This is a genomic window from Streptomyces fractus, assembly GCF_049844455.1.
Taxonomy (GTDB): Bacteria; Actinomycetota; Actinomycetes; order Streptomycetales; family Streptomycetaceae; genus Streptomyces; species Streptomyces fractus.
In genome coordinates this window covers 3,916,739-3,936,844 of record NZ_JBMYHI010000002.1, presented here as the reverse complement: position 1 = coordinate 3,936,844, position 20,106 = coordinate 3,916,739, and the positions used below count along the sequence as shown (strand labels likewise).

Below are 20,106 nucleotides of genomic sequence, written 5' to 3'. Positions count from 1 at the left end.
AACCGCTTGGGCGGGCGGCGTCCGCCGTGCCTCAATGGACCCCATGATGTCCGCCGACCGCCTGCTCGCCTTCGCGGCGATGTCCTTGCTGCTGATCGTCGTCCCCGGCCCGAGCGTCCTGTTCGTCGTCGGCCGCGCTCTCGCCCAGGGCCGCCGCGCCGCGCTGACGACGGTCGCGGGCAACACGCTCGGGGCCTACGTCCTCGTGATCGCCGTGGCCCTCGGCATCGGCTCGCTGGTCGAGCGCTCGGTGGCGATCTTCATGACGCTGAAGCTGGTGGGCGCGGCGTACCTGATCTACCTGGGCGTCAAGGCGTTCCGGGGCCGCCGCTCGCTGCGCGCGGTGTTCGAGGAGGAGCGGGGCCAGGCGGGCCGCGGCGGCACCCTGCGCACCCTCTGGGAGGGCTTCGCGGTGGGCGTCGCCAACCCCAAGACGATCGTCTTCTTCGCGGCGGTGCTGCCACAGTTCGTCGACCGGGAGGCGGGGCACACGGTGCTCCAAATGCTGCTCCTCGGCCTGGTGTTCAACGTCATCGCGATCGTCTCGGACAGCCTCTGGGGCCTCGCCGCGTCCACGGCCCGCACCTGGTTCGCCCGCTCCCCGCGCCGCCTCGCGGCGGTCGGCGGCACGGGCGGCCTCGCGATGGTGGGCCTCGGCGTGACGGTGGCGGTCACGGGGAGGGCGGAGTGATGCCGAGCGTCGACGTATCGCCCGAGGTCACCATCGCGTACGACACCTTCGGCGACCCCGCGGACCCGGCGGTGCTGCTCGTGATGGGCTTCGGCGCGCAGCTGATCGCCTGGGACGAGGACTTCTGCCGGGCCCTCGCGGAGCGCGGCCGGCACGTCATCCGCTTCGACAACCGGGACTCCGGGCTGTCGACGAAGTTCGACGAACACCCCGTGGACATGGGGAAGTTCATCGCCGCGGTGAGCACGGGAGACATCCCGACGGCGGTCGCGATGATCCCCTACCGGCTGCGGGACATGGCCGACGACGCCTTCGGCCTGCTCACGGCGCTCGGCATCGAGCGGGCGCATGTGGTCGGCGCGTCGATGGGCGGCATGATCGCCCAGGCGATGGCGATCTCCCGGCCCGACCGCGTCCTGACCCTGACCTCGATGATGTCCACGACGGGCGAGCCCGAGTACGGGCAGTCGTCGCCGGAGGCGCAGGCGGCGCTGTTCGCCCCGAAGCCGGCCGACCGGGAGGGCTACGTCGCGGCGGCGGACCGCTCCCTGGTCTGGGCGTCGAAGCGCTACGGCGATGCCGCCGAACTCCGCGACCTGGCCGCCCGTAGTTACGACCGCGCCTACTACCCGGCGGGGGTCGGACGCCAGCTCGGCGCGATCGTACTCAGCGGCTCGCGCGCGGACGCCCTGCGCGAGCTGCACATGCCGACCCTGGTGATCCACGGCCTGGACGACACACTCATCGACCCCAGCGGAGGCCGCCGCACCGCGGAGCTGATCCCCGGGGCCGAACTCCTGCTGCTCCCCGACATGGGCCACGACCGCCCGCGCGAGCTGTGGCCGCGACTCATCGACGCCCTGGCGGACCACACGGAACGAGGAGTGTGAGGGGCGGGGTGACGGACGACGTGACGGACGACGGCTACTTCGGCGCGAACGTCGCGGCCGACTACGACGACTCCTCCGCGGACATGTTCACCCTCGAGGTCCTCGACCCCACGGTCGACCTTCTCGCCGAACTCGCGGGCGACGGTGCCGCGTTGGAGTTCGCCATCGGGACGGGCCGCGTCGCCCTGCCGCTCGCCGCGCGCAGCGTCGACGTGCACGGCATCGACCTGTCGCGGGCGATGGTGGAACGCCTGCGGGCCAAGCCGGGCGGCGCCGGGATCCCGGTCACCATCGGGGACTTCGCCACCACCCGCGCGGGGCGTGCGGACTTCACCCTCGCCTACCTCGTCTTCAACACCGTCATGAATCTGACCTCGCAGGACGCGCAGGTCGACTGCTTCCGCAACGCCGCCGCGCATCTCGCGCCTGGTGGCCGCTTCGTCATCGAGGTCGGCGTGCCGGACCTGCGGCGGCTGCCGTACGGACAGGTGGCCGTGCCGTTCGAGGTGAGCGAGAACCGGTGGGCCTTCGACCGCTACGACGTGGCGACGCAGGCCATGAGCTCGAACTATGTGGAGGTGCACCCCGGGACCGGGAAGGGATCCTTCTGGACCATCCCCTTCCGCTACGTCTGGCCCGCCGAGCTCGACCTGATGGCGCGGATCGCCGGGCTGCGGCTGAGCGAGCGGTGGGACGGGTGGACCAGGAAGCCCTTCACGAGCGAGAGCCGGGGGCACGTGTCGGTGTGGGAGAAGCCCGTGTGACCGCCGGTGCGGCGTCACGCCACCCGCGTAGCTCCCGCGAACGGCATCTCGTCGATCGGGGCCACCCGTACCGGGGCGCTCGGGTTCGGGGCGTGGATCATCTTGCCGCCCCCGATGTAGAGGCCCACGTGGCTGATCGAGGAGTAGAAGAAGACCAGGTCGCCCGGCTGGAGCTGGGACTTCGGGACGCGCTGTCCCGCGTCGATCTGGGAGTACGTCGTGCGGGGGATCGACACCCCGGCCGCCTTGTACGCGGCCTGCGTCAGGCCCGAGCAGTCGAAGGCGGAGGGGCCGGTGGCGCCCCATACGTAGGGGCTGCCCAGGGCGCCGTACGCGAAGGAGATCGCCGCCTTGGCGCGGGAGTTGGGGGCCTGGGAGAGGTCGGCGCGTTCCACCGAGCGTGAGGCGTGCTCGCTCGTCGGCGTCGCGGGGGTGAGGACGCGCTCCTGGGGGGTGAGGCGGTCGAGGAGGCGGCGGGCCTCCGCGAGTTTTCGCTTCACCTTCTTCTTGTTGTCCTCCAACTCGGCCTTTTTGGCGCGGAGTTCGGAGAGCGTGTCGTCGGCGTCGCCGCGCAGCTGGTCGATCTCGCGGAGTTCGCCCTGTACGCGGGTGACCGCGGCGGCCTGCCGCGCGCCGACGCGCTCCGTGAGGGACGCCTTGTCGAGGTAGGCGTCGGGGGTGGAGGAGAGGAGCAGCTGGACCGACGGGTCCACGCCGCCCGTGCGGTACTGGGATGCCGCCACTGAACCCAGCCTCTCGCGCTGGGAGTTGAGGGATTCGGTACGCCGGGAGGCCTCGTCCTGGAGGGTGTCCACCTTCTTCCGCGCTCCGTCCGCCTTCTCCTTCGCCCCGTTGTACTTCTGGGTGGCGACCTCCGCCTCCTGGTACAGCTTGTCGACCTTGGCCTTCACCTGGGCGGGGCTGAGCTCGGGCTCCGCGTGCGCCGCCCCGCCGTCGAGGGCGGTGACGGTGGCCGCGGAGGCGAGGGCGAGGGTGGCCGCGGTGCGGGCCCTGCTCCCGCTGAGCGAACGCGGTCGGGGCTTGCGGTGCGCTGCCGGCACTGGTTGCTCCTTTTGGACGGCCTGGGGCGGCCTTCCGAGACGTACGACCGCCGGTCGCGCGTCCGGCGGCGGCCCGCACAGGGGGAGCGGGTCGCCGCCGGACCTTTCTCGGCGGTGGTGTCCGACTGCCGCCCCTGGCCCGGGCGGCGGTGGGGAGTCGGTCACCTGAGGAAGGACGCTAAACCTCGGCGTAACGGGTTGGTGCCGGATTGTTCGCAACTGGTCTGTTTGTTACGGACAGTGGCGGAAAGTGACAACAGGGCGGCAAAGGGGTGCCCGTAGTGGGCCATGGGCGTCCGGTTAGGCTCCGGACCATGGACGTACTCATCCACCTCTTCGTCGGCCTGCACATCATCGGCATCGCCTCGCTGCTCGGCGGCTTCCTCACGCAGATGTCGGCGATGAAGGAGGGCGCGGCCCGCTTCAACAAGGCGATGCTGCACGGCGCGCTGACCATGCTGGTGACCGGCGTCGCCCTGGTCGGCCTCAACCAGGCCGACGGCAGCACCGTGAACAACATCAAGATCGGCGTGAAGCTCGCGCTGCTGATCGTGATCCTCGGCATCGTCTACGTGAAGCGGGACGAAGAGAAGGCGGAGAAGGGCCTCTTCATCACCGTCGGCGCGCTCACCGTCGCCAACATCTTCATCGCGGTGCTCTGGACCTGAGCGACCGCACGCACCGTACGTACGGAAGGGCCCGGCAGGACGCACCTGCCGGGCCCTTCCGCGTACGTGTGTCAGGCGGGGCGCACCACGCTGTGGATCGCCGACGTGCCGTCGTAGTAGATCGACTCCTCGCGCACGACCGCGCCCGGCTTCGGCGCGTGGACCATCATGCCGTCGCCCATGTACATGCCCACGTGGCTGATGTCGTCGTAGAAGAACACCAGGTCACCGGGTTGGATATCGGAGAGCGGCACCGTCTTGCCGACCTCGACCTGGTCCCAGGTCGTCCGGGGCAGCGAGATCCCCGCCGACTTCCACGCCGCCTGCGTCAGACCCGAGCAGTCGTACGAGTCCGGCCCCGTGGCGCCCCACACGTACGGCTTGCCCTCCTGCGACTTGGCGAACGCGAGCGCCTGCGCGGCCTTCGTGGCGTACGAGGCGTCCGAGGAGGATCCGGAGCCGGATGACGAGTCGGACGAGGAACCGGAGGAGGACGAACCGGACGACTGCTCCCGCGCCTTCTCGGCCGCCCTCTCCTTCTCCGCCTCCGCGGCCTTCTGCTTGGCGGCCAGCTCCTTGGCCTTCTTGCGGGCCTCTTCCTCCTTGGCCTTCTGGATCTCGGCGAGCCGCGCCTTCTCCTTGGCGGTCAGCTCGGCCAGCAGCTCGCGCGCGTCGGAGAGCTTCGTCTGGACGGTCTCCTTCGTCGACCTCAGTTCGGCCTGCGACTCGGTGAGGTCCTGGAGGCTCGACTGAGCCTCGGTGCGCTTCTTCGCGGTCTCGCGCGCCTGCGTCTGATAGTCGTCGATCGACTTCTTCTGCTCGGCGGTCAGCCGGTTCATCAGCTGGCGCTGCGAGAAGTAGTCCTCCGGATCGTCCGCGAGGAACATGGTCGCGGTGTCGCTCACGCTGCCCGAGCGGTACTGCTCGGCGGCGTATCTGCCGAGCTTCTGGCGGGCCGTGTTCATCTCGTCGGTGCGCTGCGCGACATCGTCGAGGAGCTTGTCGACCTGCTGTTTCTTGGAGTCGGTCCGCTCCTTCGCGCCGTTGTACTTCTGGGTGGCGACCTCGGCCTGCCGGTACAGGGTGTCGACCTTCTGCTGAACCTCTTCGAGGCGCGGCTTCGACGGCTGCGCGGGCGCGGCCTGTGCCGTCTGCGAGAGCAGGGCCACGGAGGTGAGGGCGGCGGTGGTGATGCCGACCGCGGGGGTCGTGCGAAGGCCGCCGGTCATCCGGGAACGGCTGCGGGGCTTGCGGTGCGACGCCAAGGCAGGCGACTCCTTCCGTCGTCCGCCTACCGGGTTAGCTGTCGGGTTCGGGCGTGGTACGCGGAAGGCTGCCCTACGGTCGGCTGACCGATTCACCCCAAGGTCGGTTGGGTCCCCGGTTCCCTGCCTTACGGCGTACGGAACTCGGCGGGGGCTGCCCGCTCGCCGCGACATCCGCGGGCGGGGGGACGGGCTGCCCGGCTGCACCGTAGCCAACTCGTGTGGCTGCTGTGAAGGTTGATGTTCGATATGCCCGATACATTTTCGTGATCTGCCACCTGGAGGGCGCCCGGAGTTCCGAAGGCAGCCACGGGTTGTCAAAGGCAGCCACGGGTTGTCAGTGGGGCGGCTTAGACTCGTAGAGCGATGAGCAGCCTCTTTGACGACAGCTTCCTGACCGGCCTCCGACACGGCGCGGAGGAGCCCCCGCCGCCGCCCCCGGACCCCGAGTACGACGACGGGGCCGCGGAGCCGATGCCGGACGACCTGTTCGGTGGGAAGCTCGGCGCGCCCGCGGGCAGGGACGCGCACTACCGGGACGGCGCCCCGCGCCCGGTCCTCGACTCGGCCTCCCTCCTGGAGGGGCTGAACGAGAACCAGCAGGCGGCCGTCGTGCACGGTGGGAGCCCGCTGCTCATCGTCGCGGGCGCCGGTTCCGGCAAGACCCGCGTCCTCACGCACCGCATCGCGTACCTGCTCGCCGAGCGCGGCGTGCACCCCGGCCAGATCCTCGCGATCACGTTCACGAACAAGGCCGCCGGCGAGATGAAGGAGCGCGTCGAGGACCTGGTGGGCCCGCGGGCCAACGCGATGTGGGTGTCGACGTTCCACAGCGCCTGCGTCCGGATACTGCGCCGCGAGTCGAAGAAGCTGGGCTTCACGTCCTCCTTCTCGATCTACGACGCCGCCGACAGCAAGCGGCTCATGGCGCTCGTCTGCCGCGACCTCGACCTGGACCCGAAGAAGTTCCCGCCGAAGTCCTTCACCGCCAAGATCAGCAACCTCAAGAACGAGCTGATCGACGAGGAGGACTTCGCGGCGACCGCGGCCGACGGTTTCGAGAAGACCCTCGCCCAGGCGTACTCGATGTACCAGGCACGCCTGCGCGAGGCGAACGCGCTGGACTTCGACGACCTGATCATGATGACGGTGAACATGCTGCGGGCGTTCCCGGACATCGCCGAGCACTACCGCCGCCGCTTCCGCCACGTCCTCGTCGACGAGTACCAGGACACGAACCACGCGCAGTACGCGCTCGTGCGCGAGCTGGTCGGCCCCACCGAGGGCGAGGGCGCCGACCCGGCCGAGCTGTGCGTCGTGGGTGACGCGGACCAGTCGATCTACGCGTTCCGTGGCGCCACGATCCGTAACATCCTGCAGTTCGAAGAGGACTACACGAACGCGACGACGATCCTGCTGGAGCAGAACTACCGCTCCACGCAGACGATCCTGAGCGCGGCGAACGCGGTGATCGAGCGCAACGAGTCGCGCCGCCCCAAGAACCTGTGGACCAACGAGGGCCCCGGCGCCCAGATCACCGGCTACGTCGCGGACACCGAGCACGACGAGGCGCAGTTCATCGCCGACGAGATCGACCGGCTCACGGACGCGGGCGACGCGCAGGCGGGCGACGTCGCCGTCTTCTACCGGACGAACGCGCAGTCCCGTGTCTTCGAAGAGATCTTCATCAGGACCGGCCTGCCCTACAAGGTCGTCGGCGGCGTCCGCTTCTACGAGCGCAAGGAGGTCAGGGACGTCCTGGCCTATCTGCGCGTGCTCGCCAACCCCGAGGACTCGGTCCCGCTGCGCCGCATCCTCAACGTGCCCAAGCGCGGCATCGGCGACCGCGCCGAAGCGATGATCGACGCCCTCTCCCAGCGCGAGAAGATCTCCTTCCCGCAGGCGCTGCGCCGCGTCGACGAGGCGTACGGGATGGCGGCCCGCTCGGCGAACGCCGTGAAGCGGTTCAACACGCTGATGGAGGACCTGCGCACGATCGTGGAGTCGGGCGCAGGACCGGCCACGGTCCTCGAGGCCATCCTCGAGCGCACCGGATACCTCGCCGAGCTCCAGGCCTCCACCGACCCGCAGGACGAGACCCGGATCGAGAACCTTCAGGAACTCGCCGCCGTGGCCCTGGAGTTCGAGCAGGAGGCCGCCGCGGGCGACGGCACGGCGGAGGGCGGGACCGCGGAGGCCGAGACCGAGGAGGGCGGGACCGGGACGGGCGGCGGGGGACTCTCCGACTTCCTGGAGCGCGTCGCCCTCGTCGCCGACTCGGACCAGATCCCCGACGAGGAGGACGACGGCAGCGGTGTCATCACACTGATGACGCTGCACACCGCCAAGGGCCTGGAGTTCCCGGTCGTCTTCCTGACCGGCCTGGAGGACGGCGTGTTCCCGCACATGCGCTCCCTCGGCCAGGCCAAGGAGCTGGAGGAGGAGCGCCGCCTCGCGTACGTGGGCATCACGCGCGCGCGACAGCGCCTCTATCTGACGCGTGCCTCCATGCGCAGCGCCTGGGGCCAGCCCTCGTACAACCCGCCGTCCCGGTTCCTGGAGGAGATCCCGGCCGGTCACCTGGACTGGAAGCGCACCGGCCCGTCCACGCCCGCGGCCTCGACCAAGAGCATCGGCGGCGGCATCGCGGCCTCCCTGTCGTCCTCGCGCTCCCGCACGGGTACGACGCCGGCCTTCGCCACGAGCCGGGCGAACTCCAAGCCGGTGGTGGCCCTTTCCGTCGGCGACCGCGTCACGCACGACCAGTTCGGGCTCGGCACGGTCGTGGGCGTGTCGGGCACGGGCGACAAGGCGGAGGCGTCGATCGACTTCGGCGACCCGAAGCCGAAGCGCCTGCTGCTGCGGTACGCCCCGGTCGAGAAGCTGTAGCCGCCGCGCCCCTTCCTTCCTTACGTACGAAGGGGGGCGGCTCAGTTCGGGTTGAGGCCGTGGCTGCGCAGCCACGGCAGCGGGTCGACCGCCGCGCCGCCCGCGGGCCGCACCTCGAAGTGCAGGTGCGGTCCGGTCGAGTTGCCGGAGTTCCCGGAGTGCGCGATCACGTCACCGGCCTTCACCGGACCGCTCATCACGGTGTGCGAGGACAGGTGGCAGTACCAGGTCTCCGTGCCGTCCTTGGCGGTGACGATGGCCATGTTCCCGTACGCGCTGTTCCACTGCGTGCGCACGGTGCCGTCCGTCGCGGCCATCACCGGGGTCCCGTAGGAGACGGGGAAGTCGATGCCGGTGTGCACGGACATCCAGTTGACGCCGGCCTGCCCGAAGAAGGCGCTCAGCCCGTGCTGCTTCACCGGCAGCACGAACTTGGGCCGCGCCGCCTCCTTGCGCGCGGCCTCCTCGGCGGCCTGCTTGCGCGCCGCCTCCTGCTTGGCCTTGAGGTCGATCCGCTCCTGCGTGCGGCTCGCCCGGTCGGCGAAGTCGCCCGCGTCGGCGGACAGGTCCTTCAACTGCGAGTCCAGCTTGTTGTTGGCGACGGCCGGCTTCACGGCGTGCGCGTCCGAAGCGGCCGCGGCCTGCGTCTCCTTGCCGTCGTCCCCGCCGCCGCCGACGCTCGCCGCGGCGATCCCGGCGACGCCGACCACACAGACCGACGGCACGACGACGGTGATGAGCGCGGACCGCTTGGCCGGCGGACGACGGCGGCCGGTACGACCACGGGAGACGTTCTTCCCGGCCCTGCGTGTCGCGGGCTTCGGGGCCGCGGGGGCGGCCGCGGCGGACTCGGTGGGGGAGTCGAGGTCGAGGACGGGCCCGTGCGCGTGGTCCGCTTCGGGGGCCGGCTCCTCGATCGGCTCGGGCTCCGACGCGGACTCCGGTCCCGGGGTGCCGACGGCTTCGGCGGTGTCGGTGGCGTTCCACTGCGTGGCGTCGTACGCGCCCGTGTCGTAGGCGGTCGTGCCGAAGACCGGGGCCTCGAAGGTGTGGGTGAAGCCCTGCGTGTCGTGCGGGTCGGGCGCGCCGAGCACGTCGTGCGTGCTGAAGGTCTGCGTCTCGAAGCCCTGTGCCTCGAAGTGCTGCGCCTCGAACCCCTGCAACTCGAAATTCTGGGTCTCGAAGGACTGAGTCTCGAAGCTCTGAGTCTCAAAGCTCTGGGTCTCGTAGGAGGGGGATTCGAAGGACGGGGCCTTGAAGGTCTGCGTGTCGGGGTGTTGAGCCGCGTACATCTGCGCCTCGTACGCCGACGTGTCCCACTGGCCCGTCGCGTGCTGCTCGGCCATCGAACGGGGCTGCTGCGCCGGGATGTCGGCGACCTGCTCGTACCCGCCGGTCGACCAGGCGCCGGTCGTGTCGTAGGAACCGGTACCGAAGGAACCGGCGTCATAGGTGCCGGTGTCGTAGTACCCGGAGGCATAGGGGTCGGCGTACTGCTGCTGGGGGGCCGTGTGCCACTGGCCGGTCGCGTGGGAACCCGGTTCGTAGGGGTCCTCTGCCATGTCGCCGAAGAGCGGATCGCTTGCGAAGCTGGTCGCGGAGTAACCGTCGTACGCCGCATAAGGCGCGGTCCCCGACGGATTGCGGTCGTTCACCAACTTCTCTTTCGCCTCGACAACAGGGGCTGCCAGAGCAGTGCGGTGACTGTACCCGTCGGTACGAGGGCGCGACAATCTTCATCGGGTTTCCGGCCCGGGGGAAACGGGCAATCAGCCGCCTTTGGGTGGACTGTGGACAGTTCCTTGGCCCTGAGTTCGAGACCCGTTCGATGAACTGGGCGCGGATGGACGCGGATCGCGCGTGGATCGGGACGCGGATCGAGGCGCGGATCGGGAGGTCAGGCGACCGTCAGGCCGCCGCCTGTCTTGTCGGCGGTGCGCGCTCCTTCCGCGTGCTCCGCGTCGAGTGCCTGGCGGATGCCGACCGCGACGGCCGGGTGAACCGGCAGCGCGAGGTGGCCGATGCCCGTGACCCGTACGTTCTGCGCGAGCAGATCCGCGTGGTCCACACACGCCGTCTCGAGCGGAAGCATCAACTGGTCGAGGTCGCTCCAGAAGCTCACGAAGCGCGTACGACAGCCGGGCGCGGGCCGCTTCAACTCCTCGACGACGGACGAGCCGGGCCGCATCTGCCGGACGATCGGGTGCGCGTCCGCGAGCGGCGCCACGCGTGTGCCGCCGTGCGGGGTGCCGAGCGTGACGAGCGTGCGCACCCGCGTGTCACCGCCGAGGCGCTGCACGTAGTAACGGGCTATCAGACCGCCCAGGCTGTGCCCCACTATGTCGACCCTGTCCTGGCCCGACCGCTCGCACACCTCCTCCACGTGCCGTGCGAGCAGCGTGGCCGCGGTGCGGATGTCGCAGGTGAGCGGGGAGTAGTTGAGCGATTCGACGTGCTGCCTGCCGTGCTGCGCGAGGGAGCGGCGCAGCAGGACGAAGACCGAGCGGTTGTCGATGAAGCCGTGCAGCAGGAGGACCGGGGGCTTGGCCGGAGCACTCCGCTGGGCCGGGGCGCTTTTCTTGGGCGGGGTGCTCCTCTTGGACGGGGCGCTCTTCTTGGACGGGGTGGATTTCGCGTCCACTTCCACGTCATCTACGTCTTCTACGTCTTCTTCTATGGCCACCGGGACGAGGGCCGAGGGGTGGCGGGGCAGCGCCAGGGGCTGCCTTCGCTCCGGGAGGATGCCCGAGGGGTAGAGGAGCAGATGGCCCGCGAGGATCGCCAGTTCCAGGGCGGTCGCCTTCAGGAGCGCGATCGAGAGTCCGGCCAGTCTCGTGGGCAGCAGGTGGCAGAAAGGGCGAAAGGGCAGGGTCCTCGTGACCTTCATCGGTCAACCTCCCGTCGGCACACGAGAGGACGCCTCTGTCCCCCGTGTGCGCTCATGAGAGCCGGCCGAAGCGGTCCCGCGCCGCCGCCCGTGCCCGATGCGCCGACTCATCGGTCCGAACGGCAGCCGGAATCACCGGGCCACCGTGCCGTGCGGCTGACGGCGCGGTGGCGCGGAGACTTCGAAGCGGCTCCCTCGCGCCTGTCCCGGATGTGACGGTGAGTCCTGCCTGTGGCAGTCGCGGCGCGCAGCGAATGTGTCCCACTGTGTGATTTCCCCCTCGGTACGCACCGCGAAACGGCGGCTTGCGGGATGCTGTCGATAACGTTCGTTCACTTCGGGCATCAGTCTTTTGAACAGTCGCTTCAACTTTTGCTTGAGCAGTCGTTTCAGGGAGGCAGTGATGGGTGTGGCAGCCGGGCCGATCCGCGTGGTCGTCGCGAAGCCGGGACTCGACGGCCACGATCGTGGGGCCAAAGTGATCGCGCGGGCGCTGCGCGACGCCGGGATGGAGGTCATCTACACGGGCCTGCACCAGACGCCCGAGCAGGTCGTGGACACCGCCATCCAGGAGGACGCCGACGCGATCGGGCTCTCCATCCTGTCCGGGGCGCACAACACGCTCTTCGCGCGCGTCATCGAGCTCCTCGCCGAGCGTGACGCCGCGGACATCAAGGTCTTCGGCGGCGGCATCATCCCCGAGGGGGACATCGCGCCGCTGAAGGAGAAGGGCGTCGCGGAGATCTTCACCCCGGGCGCCACGACGGCCTCCATCGTCGACTGGGTCCGGGCGAACGTGCGCCAGCCGGCGGCGTCCGGCGGCTGACCGCCCACTTTCCCGCCGCGGGGGCACATCAAGCCCCTGCGGGTGGGCGGGCAAAATCAAGCCCCTGCGGCGATTGAGCAGCGGGGCCCGGGGCAGAGCCCCGAGACCGCAACTCCGGTGCAGCGCAACATGGGCGCGGGGCTGCATCACGGCGGAGCCAGTTCGTCCCGCATCGCCCCGCGCAGCCGCAACGTGCCGGCGAGGCGTTGGAACGCCTCCGTCCAGTACCCCCCGGCCCCGGGCGCCGAGCCCTCCGGTTCCTCCACGGCGGCTGTCAGCCCGTCCAGGCGCGACACCTCCTCGGGGTCCAGGCAGCGCTCCGCGAGCCCCATCACCCCGCTGAAGCTCCACGGGTAACTCCCCGCGTCCCGCGCGATGTTCAACGCGTCGACCACGGACCGCCCCAGCGGCCGCGCCCACGGCGTGCCGCACACCCCCAGCAACTGGAACGCCTCGGACAGCCCGTGCGCCGCGATGAACTCCGCGACCCAGTCCGCCCGTTCCGCCCCCGGCAGCGCCGAGAGCAGCTTCGCCCGCTCGGCGAGCGACACCGCGCCGGGCCCCGCCGCGTCCGACGCCGTCGGCGCCCCGAGCAGCGCCCTCGACCAGCCGATGTCCCGCTGCCGGACCGCCGCCCGGCACCATGCCGCGTGCAGCTCCCCGCGCCAGTCGTCGGCGACCGGCAGCGCCACTATCTCCTCCGGGCTCCGGCCGCCGAACCTGTCCGGCCACCGGCCGAGCGGTGCCGCCTCCACCAACTGCCCGAGCCACCACGCCCGTTCACCCCGGCCCGTCGGTGGCTTCGGCGCGACGCCGTCCCGCTCCATCCCCGCGTCGCACTCGTGCGGAGCCTCCACGACGATCACCCCCTCGGCGCGGTCGAGCGCCACGCAGGTCAGCGCCCGGTCCGCCATCCGCGCGGCGAGCGCCGAGCGGGGGAGCGCGGAGAGCAGCTCGGCCGCCGTCGCCCGCACGTTCTTGCTGCGGTCGGTCAGCGCCTGCTCCAGGAACGGCTCGTCCGCGTCGCCGAGCCCCGCGCGCAGCGAGTCGAGGAACATCAGGCGGTCCTCGGCGCGCTCCGTGCCCCAGGTCCCCGCCAGGAGCGTCCGGGCGGCGGCCGGGTCGTGCGCCCGTACGGAGGCGAGGAGCGCCACCCGCTCCGCGAACAGGCCCTCCTCCCACCGCAGATGGACCTGCTCGCTCTCCTGTGGCGCCGGCAGCGCCGCGCCGATGCCCGGTGTGGCGCGCAGCGCGAACTTCCAGTCCGGGTTGAGCCGGGCCAGCCATCGGGCGCGCGGCCCCGCGAAGGTGAGGGCCGGCGGGCGCAGGTCGGTGCGGCCGCGTGCCGCGTCGAGCAGTGCGGGCAGCAGCTCGGGTGGGGGCGCGTATCCGTGCGCGTTGGCCGTGGCCAGCCATTGGGGGAGGAGTTCGAGGAGGTCGGGGGCGGTGCCGCGGCGTGAACCGGTGCCGCCGGAGCGGTCGGTGAGCAGCATCGCGAGTCGCCGGCGCGCGGTGGGCGGCAGCGGGGGGCGTGGGTCGTCCTCGGCGCGGTCCGGTAGTGCGGAGGCCGCGGCGGGGCGGAGGCCGGCGCGGCGGCGCACGGTGTGTGCGGCGGCCTCGTCGAGGAGGGAGAGCGGGGGGCGGTCGGAGCGGCGGTCCGTCCCGAGCAGGGCGGCGCTGACCAGGTCGTCCCAGGTGGTCGTCGTTGGCATGGGCCTCTCCGTTGTGCGCTCAGTGTTTGTGGGCGGCGTGTTCTGTTCACCGGCACCGGCGTTGCGGCCACGGGGCTCTGCCGGTCTGTTCACCGGCATCGGCGTTGCGGCCACGGGGCTCTGCCCCGGACCCCGCTGCTCAATCGCCGCAGGGGCTTGAATGGCCCACCCGGCGCGAGGGGCGTCAGTGGAGGGGGACGAGGTGGTTTTGGGTTGGTTCCCAGGTGGTCAGGGGGCGGAAGCCCGAGGGGCCGCATTCGCCGAAGACGGGGACCGGGGTGCCTCCCGAGACCGCGACCAGGCGCCACAGGCCGGGGGACGCCGCCGCGTGTGCGGTGAGGGGGAGGGCCGACTTGCCTTCGCTGTCGGCAAGTTGCCAGTGGCCGTCCGGGGTGCGCGTCGGTATCACCTCCGCGAGCGTCACCGGCCAGGACTCCAGCCAGGGGTCGGCCGCGAGCGCCGCGCCGTAGGCGGCGAGACCGGCGGTCACGTCAACTCCACTGGGGCATATGGCGTCCGGCATCACTTCGGGCGAGGTGAACTGCTCGCCCAGCTCGGCCCGGAGGGTCCCCGCTCCCGGGTACGCCGACACCGCGGCGTCGAGCGTGCGCCCCGGCGGCAGTGCCAGCGCCGGTGCGCGGCCGGCCGCCCCGTAGGAGAGGAGCAGAACGGTGCGCGCGCTCCGCGTGCCGTGCAGCCATATCCGGCGCGTGGTGAGGTGGCCGTCCGCCGTGTCGTACTGGGAGAGGACCAGCCAGCGGTCCCGCAGCGGAGGCTCCCGGTCCGAGGCCGGCAGGCCCACGCGTGAGCGGACCGTCGCCGCCAGGTCGTCGGGCAGGGCGTCGCGGCGCAACCAGCCCTGGTCGAGGAGGTGGAGCAGCGCGCACGCCTCGAGCAGCCGCACCGGCCAGCCGGGGCCGGACGCCGGGATCGCCCCCAACTCCCGTACCCGCGCGGCAAGTCCGGGCGCCTGCGCGTCGACCATGCGCGCGGCCGTCTCCTCCCACAGCCCGTACCCTGACTGCTCCGCCTGCGCGAGGCCGCCGCGCAGCAGGTCGGCGAGGCGCTGCTCCAGCTCTGTCGCGCCCGCCGTGATCCGCTGGGCGCGGCGCTCGGCTCTGCGCCGGGCCGCCTCCGGATCCGCGGGGGCGCTGCCCGGGCCCGCCGCCGACGCCGCGGGCTGCCGGGAATCGGCCCGCTTCCGCCGCCCCGCCAGCCACGGCTCGGCCCACTCCGGCGGCGACTGGCCCGCCGGCACCTGCGTATCTCCACCCGCCCACAGGAGCAAGAGCCCGAGCGCGTGCTTGCACGGGAACTTGCGGCTCGGGCAACTGCACTTGTACCCCGGCCCGGCCGCCCCCGAGCCGCCCCCGCCGATGTCCACGACCGTCTGGTACGGCTTGCTGCCGCTCCCCTTGCACAGTCCCCATACCGCCCCCTCGTCCGAATCCTCCGCGCCCGCGGAACTCCCGGTACCCGACCACGGGCCCGGGCCCCCGAGCCTGCTTCCCGCCTTGCGTGACGCGGCGTCAGGCGCCAGTGCGAGCACCTGATCCGTCGTCCAGCGCACCCCCAGCTGATTCATGTCCTCGACGGTAGGTCCCACCACTGACAATCCGTCCGGGAACGGCCCTGACCTGCGGCGACGATGCGGCCGACGCCGATTGTCAGTGGCGTGGTGCACGGTGGAACCCATCACGCGGCGAGAGCGTTCGACGGCTCGTCGTGCGGGTTCGAGTTGGGCGAGTTGGAGGGGGACAGCCATGACCATTTCCACCGAGAGCCGGGTCGAGGACGAGGCGCTGCGGCCGCACGCCGAGGACGCGTTCGCGGAGGAACTCGCGGTGCTCGCCGCACAGGACGACCGGCCGCGGCCGGCCCGCTGGCGCCTGTCGCCGTGGGCCGTCGCGACCTATCTGCTCGGCGGCGCGCTGCCCGACGGCACGGTGATCTCGCCGAAATACGTGGGCCCGCGGCGCATCGTCGAGGTCGCCGTGACGACGCTGGCGACCGACCGGGCGCTGCTCCTGCTCGGCGTGCCCGGCACCGCCAAGACCTGGGTGTCCGAGCATCTCGCGGCCGCCGTGAGCGGGGATTCGACGCTGCTGGTGCAGGGCACGGCGGGGACGCCGGAGGAGGCCATCCGGTACGGCTGGAACTACGCGCAGTTGTTGGCGAACGGGCCGAGCCGGGACGCCCTCGTGCCGAGCCCGGTCATGCGCGCGATGGCGGAGGGGATGACCGCGCGCGTCGAGGAACTGACGCGCATCCCGGCCGATGTGCAGGACACCCTGATCACGATCCTGTCCGAGAAGACCCTGCCGATACCGGAGTTGGGGCAGGAGGTGCAGGCCGTACGCGGCTTCAACCTCATCGCCACGGCCAATGACCGGGACCGCGGGGTCAACGAGCTGTCGAGCGCGCTGCGGCGCCGGTTCAACACGGTCGTGCTGCCGCTGCCCGCGAACGTGGAGGACGAGGTCGACATCGTCTCGCGCCGGGTCGAACAGGTCGGCCGTGCACTGGAGTTGCCGAGCGCACCCGACGCGATGGACGAGATCCGTCGCGTCGTCACCGTCTTCCGTGAGCTGCGCGACGGTGTGACGGCCGACGGGCGGACGAAGGTGAAGTCCCCCAGCGGCACGCTGTCGACCGCCGAGGCGATCTCCGTCGTCACCAACGGGCTCGCGCTGTCCGCCCACTTCGGGGACGGCGTGCTGCGACCCTCCGACGTGGCCGCCGGAATCCTGGGCGCCGTGGTGCGTGATCCGGCGGCGGACCGGGTCGTCTGGCAGGAGTACCTGGAGGCAGTGGTGCGCGAGCGCGACGGCTGGAAGGACTTCTACCGGGCCTGCCGAGAGGTGAGCGCATGACGACATCAACGGCGGCGGCGCCACCGGCCGCGGGGCCCGTACTGCTCGGCGTGCGGCACCACGGGCCCGGCTCCGCGCGCGCCGTGCGCACCGCGCTCGACGCCGCGGAACCGCGGATCGTACTGATCGAAGGGCCACCGGAGGCCGACGGCCTGGTGCCGCTCGCCGCAGAGGCCGGCATGCGGCCGCCCGTCGCGCTGCTCGCGCACGTCGTGGACGAGCCGGGGAGGTCGTCGTTCTGGCCATTCGCCGAGTTCTCGCCCGAATGGGTCGCGATCCGCTGGGCGTTGGCACGTGGCGTGCCGGTGCGCTTCATCGACCTGCCGGCCGCGCACAGCCTGGCGCTGCGGGCCGAGGACGACTGCGCGCCGCAGGATCCCGAGGACGAGGACTCCATGCGCGTCGACCCCCTGCGGGTCCTCGCCGAGACCGCCGGGTACGACGATGCGGAGCGCTGGTGGGAGGACGTCGTCGAGCACCGCGACGGCGACGCCTTCGCCGCGCTCGGCGAGGCGATGGGCGCGCTGCGGGAGACGTGCGGGGACGGGGGACACGGGCGCGACCTGGTGCGCGAGGCGTACATGCGGCTCCAAGTGCGGGCGGCGCAGCGAGAGTTCGGGGACGACGTGGCCGTCGTGTGCGGGGCGTGGCACGTGCCCGCGCTGCGGCAGCGGCCGACCGTCGCGGCCGACCGCGCCCTGCTCAAGGGGCTGCCGAAGGCGAAGGTCGACATGACGTGGGTGCCGTGGACGCACAGGCGGCTGGCCCGCGTGAGCGGATACGGGGCGGGCATCGACTCGCCCGGCTGGTACGGGCATCTGTTCAGCGCGCCCGACCGGCCCGTGGAGCGCTGGCTGACCAAGGTCGCCGGGCTGCTGCGCGAGGAGGACCGCATCGTGTCCTCCGCCCATGTCATCGAGGCCGTACGCCTCGCGGAGGCGCTTGCCGTGATGCGCGGGCGGCCGCTCGCGGGGCTCACCGAGACCACCGACGCGGTGCGGGCCGTGCTGTGCGAGGGCTCGGACGTACCGCTGGCGCTCATCCACGACAAGCTGGTCGTGGGTGACGTGCTGGGGGAGGTGCCCGAGGCGGCGCCCGCGGTGCCGTTGCAGCGAGACCTCACGCGACAGCAGCGTTCCCTGCGGCTCAAACCGGCCGCGGAGGAGAAGGAGTTGGACCTCGATCTACGGGGCGACACCGACGCCGCGCGCAGCCGCCTGCTGCACCGGCTGCGACTCCTGGGCGTTGCCTGGGGAGCGCCGGCGCGATCGGCCCGCGGCTCCACCGGGACCTTCCGCGAATCGTGGCGGCTGCGCTGGGAGCCGGAGCTGTCCGTGCGGGTCGCGGAGGCCGGGGTGTGGGGGACGACCGTGCACGCCGCCGCGACCGTCAAGGCGGAGACGGACGCGGTCGCCGCGAGGGCACTCGCCGACGTCACGGCGCTCGCCGAGGTCTGTCTCCTCGCGGGGCTCGCGGACGCGCTGCCGACGGTGATGCGGATCCTCGCCGACCGCGCCGCGCTCGACGCGGACGTCGGTCATCTGGCCGGGGCCCTGCCCGCGCTGGTCCGTGCCCTGCGCTACGGCGACGTCCGCGGCACCGACACCGGCGCCCTCGCCGAGGTCGCGGCGGGCCTGGCCGAGCGGGTCTTCGTCGGCCTCCCACCGGCCTGCGCGGGGCTCGACGCGGAGGCGGCCGGGGAGATGCGCGGCCATGTCGACGCGGTGCACTCGGCCGTCGCGCTCCTGGAGGACGCCGGAGTACGCGAGCGCTGGCGGACGGTGCTGCGCGTGCTCGCGGAGCGGGACGGCGTGGCCGGGGTGATCCGGGGGCGGTGCGCGCGGGTCCTCCTCGACGAGGGCGTGCTCGACGAGGAGGACGCGGCCCGGCTGATGAGCCTCGCGCTCTCGCCCGGCACCGCGCCGGCCGAGGCGGCGGCGTGGATCGAGGGCTTCGTCGGGGGCACGGCCGGCGGTTCGGGCGGCGGGCTGCTCCTGGTGCACGACGAGCGGCTCCTGGGCCTGGTCGACGCGTGGCTGACGGGGGTGTCGGGGGACGCGTTCACGGACGTACTGCCGTTGCTTCGGCGCACGTTCTCGGCGTACGAGCCGGGCGTGCGGCGGACCTTGGGCGAGCTGGTCAGGCGCGGGCCCTCCGGGGGCGGGCGGTCCCCGCTCGCCGGCGGACCGCGCGGCTTCGCCGAGGAACTCGACATGGAACGGGCGGACGCGGTACTGCCGGTGCTGCGCCTGCTGCTCGGGGCGGGGGCGGGGGCTGGTGACGGTGGCGGAAACGACGAGGGCGACAACAGCCTTGAGGGGGTGGTGGCATGACCGGCATCGATACCGACACACAGACCGACACCGGGACCGGCACGGACGAGCGGCTGCGGCGGTGGAGGCTTGTGCTCGGCGGTGCGGACGCGGACGGCACCGGTTGCGGGCTCGACGGGCAGGACGCCGCGATGGACGGCGCGCTCGCGGCGCTCTACGGCTCGGGTCAAGGAAAACAGCAGGTCCCCGGCGGCAGCCGGAGCGCGGGGCTCGGGGCGTCCGCTCCGGCCGTGGCCCGCTGGCTCGGCGACATCCGGACCTACTTCCCGTCCTCCGTCGTCCAGGTCATGCAGCGGGACGCCATCGACCGGCTCGGGCTGTCCACGATGCTGCTCGAACCGGAGATGCTGGAGGCCGTCGATGCCGACGTGCACCTCGTCGGCACCCTGCTCTCGCTCAACAAGGCGATGCCCGAGACGACGAAGGAGACGGCCCGCGCCGTCGTGCGCAAGGTCGTCGAGGACCTCGAGAAGAAGCTCGCGACGCGCACCCGTGCCACCCTCACCGGCGCCCTCGACCGCAGCGCCCGCATCCAGCGCCCGCGCCACCACGACATCGACTGGAACCGCACCATCGCGGCCAACCTCAAGCACTACCTGCCCGAGTACCGCACGATCGTGCCCGAGCGGCTGATCGGGTACGGGCGCGCGGCACAGTCCGTGAAGAAGGAGGTCGTCCTCTGCATCGACCAGTCGGGCTCGATGGCGGCATCCGTCGTCTACGCCTCCGTCTTCGGGGCCGTGCTCGCCTCCATGCGCTCGATAGCGACGCGGCTCGTCGTCTTCGACACGGCCGTCGTGGACCTGACCGACCAGCTCGACGACCCGGTCGACGTCCTGTTCGGCACCCAGCTCGGCGGCGGCACCGACATCAACCGGGCGCTCGCGTACTGCCAGTCGCAGATCACCCGCCCCGCCGAGACCGTCGTCGTCCTCATCTCCGACCTCTACGAAGGGGGCATCCGGGGCGAGATGCTGAAGCGGGTCGCCGCGATGAAGGCGTCGGGCGTGCAGTTCGTGACGTTGCTCGCACTCTCCGACGAGGGCGCCCCCGCCTACGACCGGGAGCATGCCGCGGCGCTCGCGGGCATCGGTGCGCCGGCCTTCGCCTGCACCCCGGACCTGTTCCCGGACGTCATGGCCGCCGCCATCGAGAAGCGTCCCTTGCCGATACCGGATTCCCCATCAGAAAAGGGTGCACCCGCCGCGAACCGGATATGAGTGCCCATCGGTAACAGGGGGCTTGCG

Annotated in this window: 15 protein-coding genes and 1 riboswitch; of the genes, 9 read left to right on the top strand and 6 right to left on the bottom strand. The window is 71.8% G+C overall.

Annotated elements, in window-relative coordinates:
- Positions 1-43: 43 nt before the first annotated feature.
- The 3 genes from ACP4E5_RS19530 to ACP4E5_RS19520 all read left to right on the top strand — a co-directional run bounded on the left by ACP4E5_RS19530 (position 44) and on the right by ACP4E5_RS19520 (position 2,345).
- Entirely contained in the window at positions 44-691 is a 648-nt protein-coding gene (locus tag ACP4E5_RS19530) for a LysE family translocator (RefSeq protein ID WP_425841475.1), read from the top strand.
- Positions 691-1,581, top strand: coding sequence for an alpha/beta fold hydrolase (locus ACP4E5_RS19525; protein ID WP_425830457.1), 891 nt, complete (start codon positions 691-693; stop codon positions 1,579-1,581). The genes ACP4E5_RS19530 and ACP4E5_RS19525 overlap by 1 nt, the downstream gene beginning before the upstream one ends.
- Before the next feature lie 83 nt (positions 1,582-1,664).
- Entirely contained in the window at positions 1,665-2,345 is a 681-nt protein-coding gene (locus ACP4E5_RS19520) for a class I SAM-dependent DNA methyltransferase (protein ID WP_425841473.1), read from the top strand.
- A gap of 14 nt (positions 2,346-2,359) precedes the next feature.
- On the opposite strand, the gene ACP4E5_RS19515 is transcribed toward ACP4E5_RS19520, so the two are convergent.
- Complete coding sequence (locus ACP4E5_RS19515) at positions 2,360-3,406, bottom strand: C40 family peptidase (RefSeq protein ID WP_425830455.1); 1,047 nt, start codon at positions 3,404-3,406, stop codon at positions 2,360-2,362.
- Between the two features lie 314 nt (positions 3,407-3,720).
- Here ACP4E5_RS19515 and ACP4E5_RS19510 point away from each other — a divergent pair, with 314 nt between their 5' ends.
- On the top strand, positions 3,721-4,074 hold the full coding sequence (locus ACP4E5_RS19510; protein ID WP_422409031.1) for a hypothetical protein: 354 nt from the start codon (positions 3,721-3,723) through the stop codon (positions 4,072-4,074).
- Positions 4,075-4,145: 71 nt separating this feature from the next.
- Here ACP4E5_RS19510 and ACP4E5_RS19505 read toward each other — a convergent pair whose 3' ends face one another.
- Positions 4,146-5,339: a C40 family peptidase gene (locus tag ACP4E5_RS19505; RefSeq protein WP_425830453.1), complete on the bottom strand. Its 1,194-nt coding sequence runs from the start codon at positions 5,337-5,339 to the stop codon at positions 4,146-4,148.
- A gap of 8 nt (positions 5,340-5,347) precedes the next feature.
- Positions 5,348-5,499, bottom strand: a riboswitch (cyclic di-AMP (ydaO/yuaA leader).
- A 206-nt stretch (positions 5,500-5,705) separates the two neighbouring features.
- On the opposite strand from ACP4E5_RS19505, the gene pcrA reads away from it, so the two are divergent.
- Positions 5,706-8,228 (top strand): DNA helicase PcrA, encoded by a 2,523-nt coding sequence (pcrA, locus tag ACP4E5_RS19500; RefSeq protein ID WP_425830451.1) that lies wholly within the window; start codon positions 5,706-5,708, stop codon positions 8,226-8,228.
- A 41-nt stretch (positions 8,229-8,269) separates the two neighbouring features.
- On the opposite strand, the gene ACP4E5_RS19495 is transcribed toward pcrA, so the two are convergent.
- Both ACP4E5_RS19495 and ACP4E5_RS19490 read right to left on the bottom strand, forming a co-directional pair.
- Positions 8,270-9,883, bottom strand: a complete 1,614-nt coding sequence (locus tag ACP4E5_RS19495) for a M23 family metallopeptidase (RefSeq protein WP_425830449.1) — start codon at positions 9,881-9,883, stop codon at positions 8,270-8,272.
- 242 nt (positions 9,884-10,125) lie between these two features.
- Positions 10,126-11,115, bottom strand: coding sequence for a lipase family alpha/beta hydrolase (locus tag ACP4E5_RS19490; protein ID WP_425830447.1), 990 nt, complete (start codon positions 11,113-11,115; stop codon positions 10,126-10,128).
- Positions 11,116-11,518: 403 nt separating this feature from the next.
- On the opposite strand from ACP4E5_RS19490, the gene icmB reads away from it, so the two are divergent.
- On the top strand, positions 11,519-11,941 hold the full coding sequence (gene icmB / locus ACP4E5_RS19485; RefSeq protein ID WP_326014367.1) for a coenzyme B12-dependent isobutyryl CoA mutase small subunit: 423 nt from the start codon (positions 11,519-11,521) through the stop codon (positions 11,939-11,941).
- Positions 11,942-12,087: 146 nt separating this feature from the next.
- Here the strand turns inward: icmB and ACP4E5_RS19480 are convergent, their stop codons facing one another.
- Both ACP4E5_RS19480 and ACP4E5_RS19475 read right to left on the bottom strand, forming a co-directional pair.
- Positions 12,088-13,653, bottom strand: coding sequence for a DUF5691 domain-containing protein (locus tag ACP4E5_RS19480; RefSeq protein WP_425830444.1), 1,566 nt, complete (start codon positions 13,651-13,653; stop codon positions 12,088-12,090).
- A 184-nt stretch (positions 13,654-13,837) separates the two neighbouring features.
- The gene (locus tag ACP4E5_RS19475) at positions 13,838-15,238 is read right to left on the bottom strand and encodes an SWIM zinc finger family protein (RefSeq protein ID WP_425830442.1); all 1,401 of its coding nucleotides are present in this window, start codon (positions 15,236-15,238) and stop codon (positions 13,838-13,840) included.
- 178 nt (positions 15,239-15,416) lie between these two features.
- On the opposite strand from ACP4E5_RS19475, the gene ACP4E5_RS19470 reads away from it, so the two are divergent.
- From ACP4E5_RS19470 to ACP4E5_RS19460, 3 genes are read left to right on the top strand one after another with little or no spacing between them, the layout of a single operon-like run.
- Positions 15,417-16,526: an ATP-binding protein gene (locus tag ACP4E5_RS19470; protein ID WP_425830440.1), complete on the top strand. Its 1,110-nt coding sequence runs from the start codon at positions 15,417-15,419 to the stop codon at positions 16,524-16,526.
- Positions 16,523-18,859: a DUF5682 family protein gene (locus ACP4E5_RS19465; RefSeq protein WP_425830438.1), complete on the top strand. Its 2,337-nt coding sequence runs from the start codon at positions 16,523-16,525 to the stop codon at positions 18,857-18,859. The genes ACP4E5_RS19470 and ACP4E5_RS19465 overlap by 4 nt, the downstream gene beginning before the upstream one ends.
- On the top strand, positions 18,856-20,079 hold the full coding sequence (locus ACP4E5_RS19460; protein ID WP_425830436.1) for a vWA domain-containing protein: 1,224 nt from the start codon (positions 18,856-18,858) through the stop codon (positions 20,077-20,079). The genes ACP4E5_RS19465 and ACP4E5_RS19460 overlap by 4 nt, the downstream gene beginning before the upstream one ends.
- The last annotated feature ends 27 nt before the right edge of the window (positions 20,080-20,106 follow it).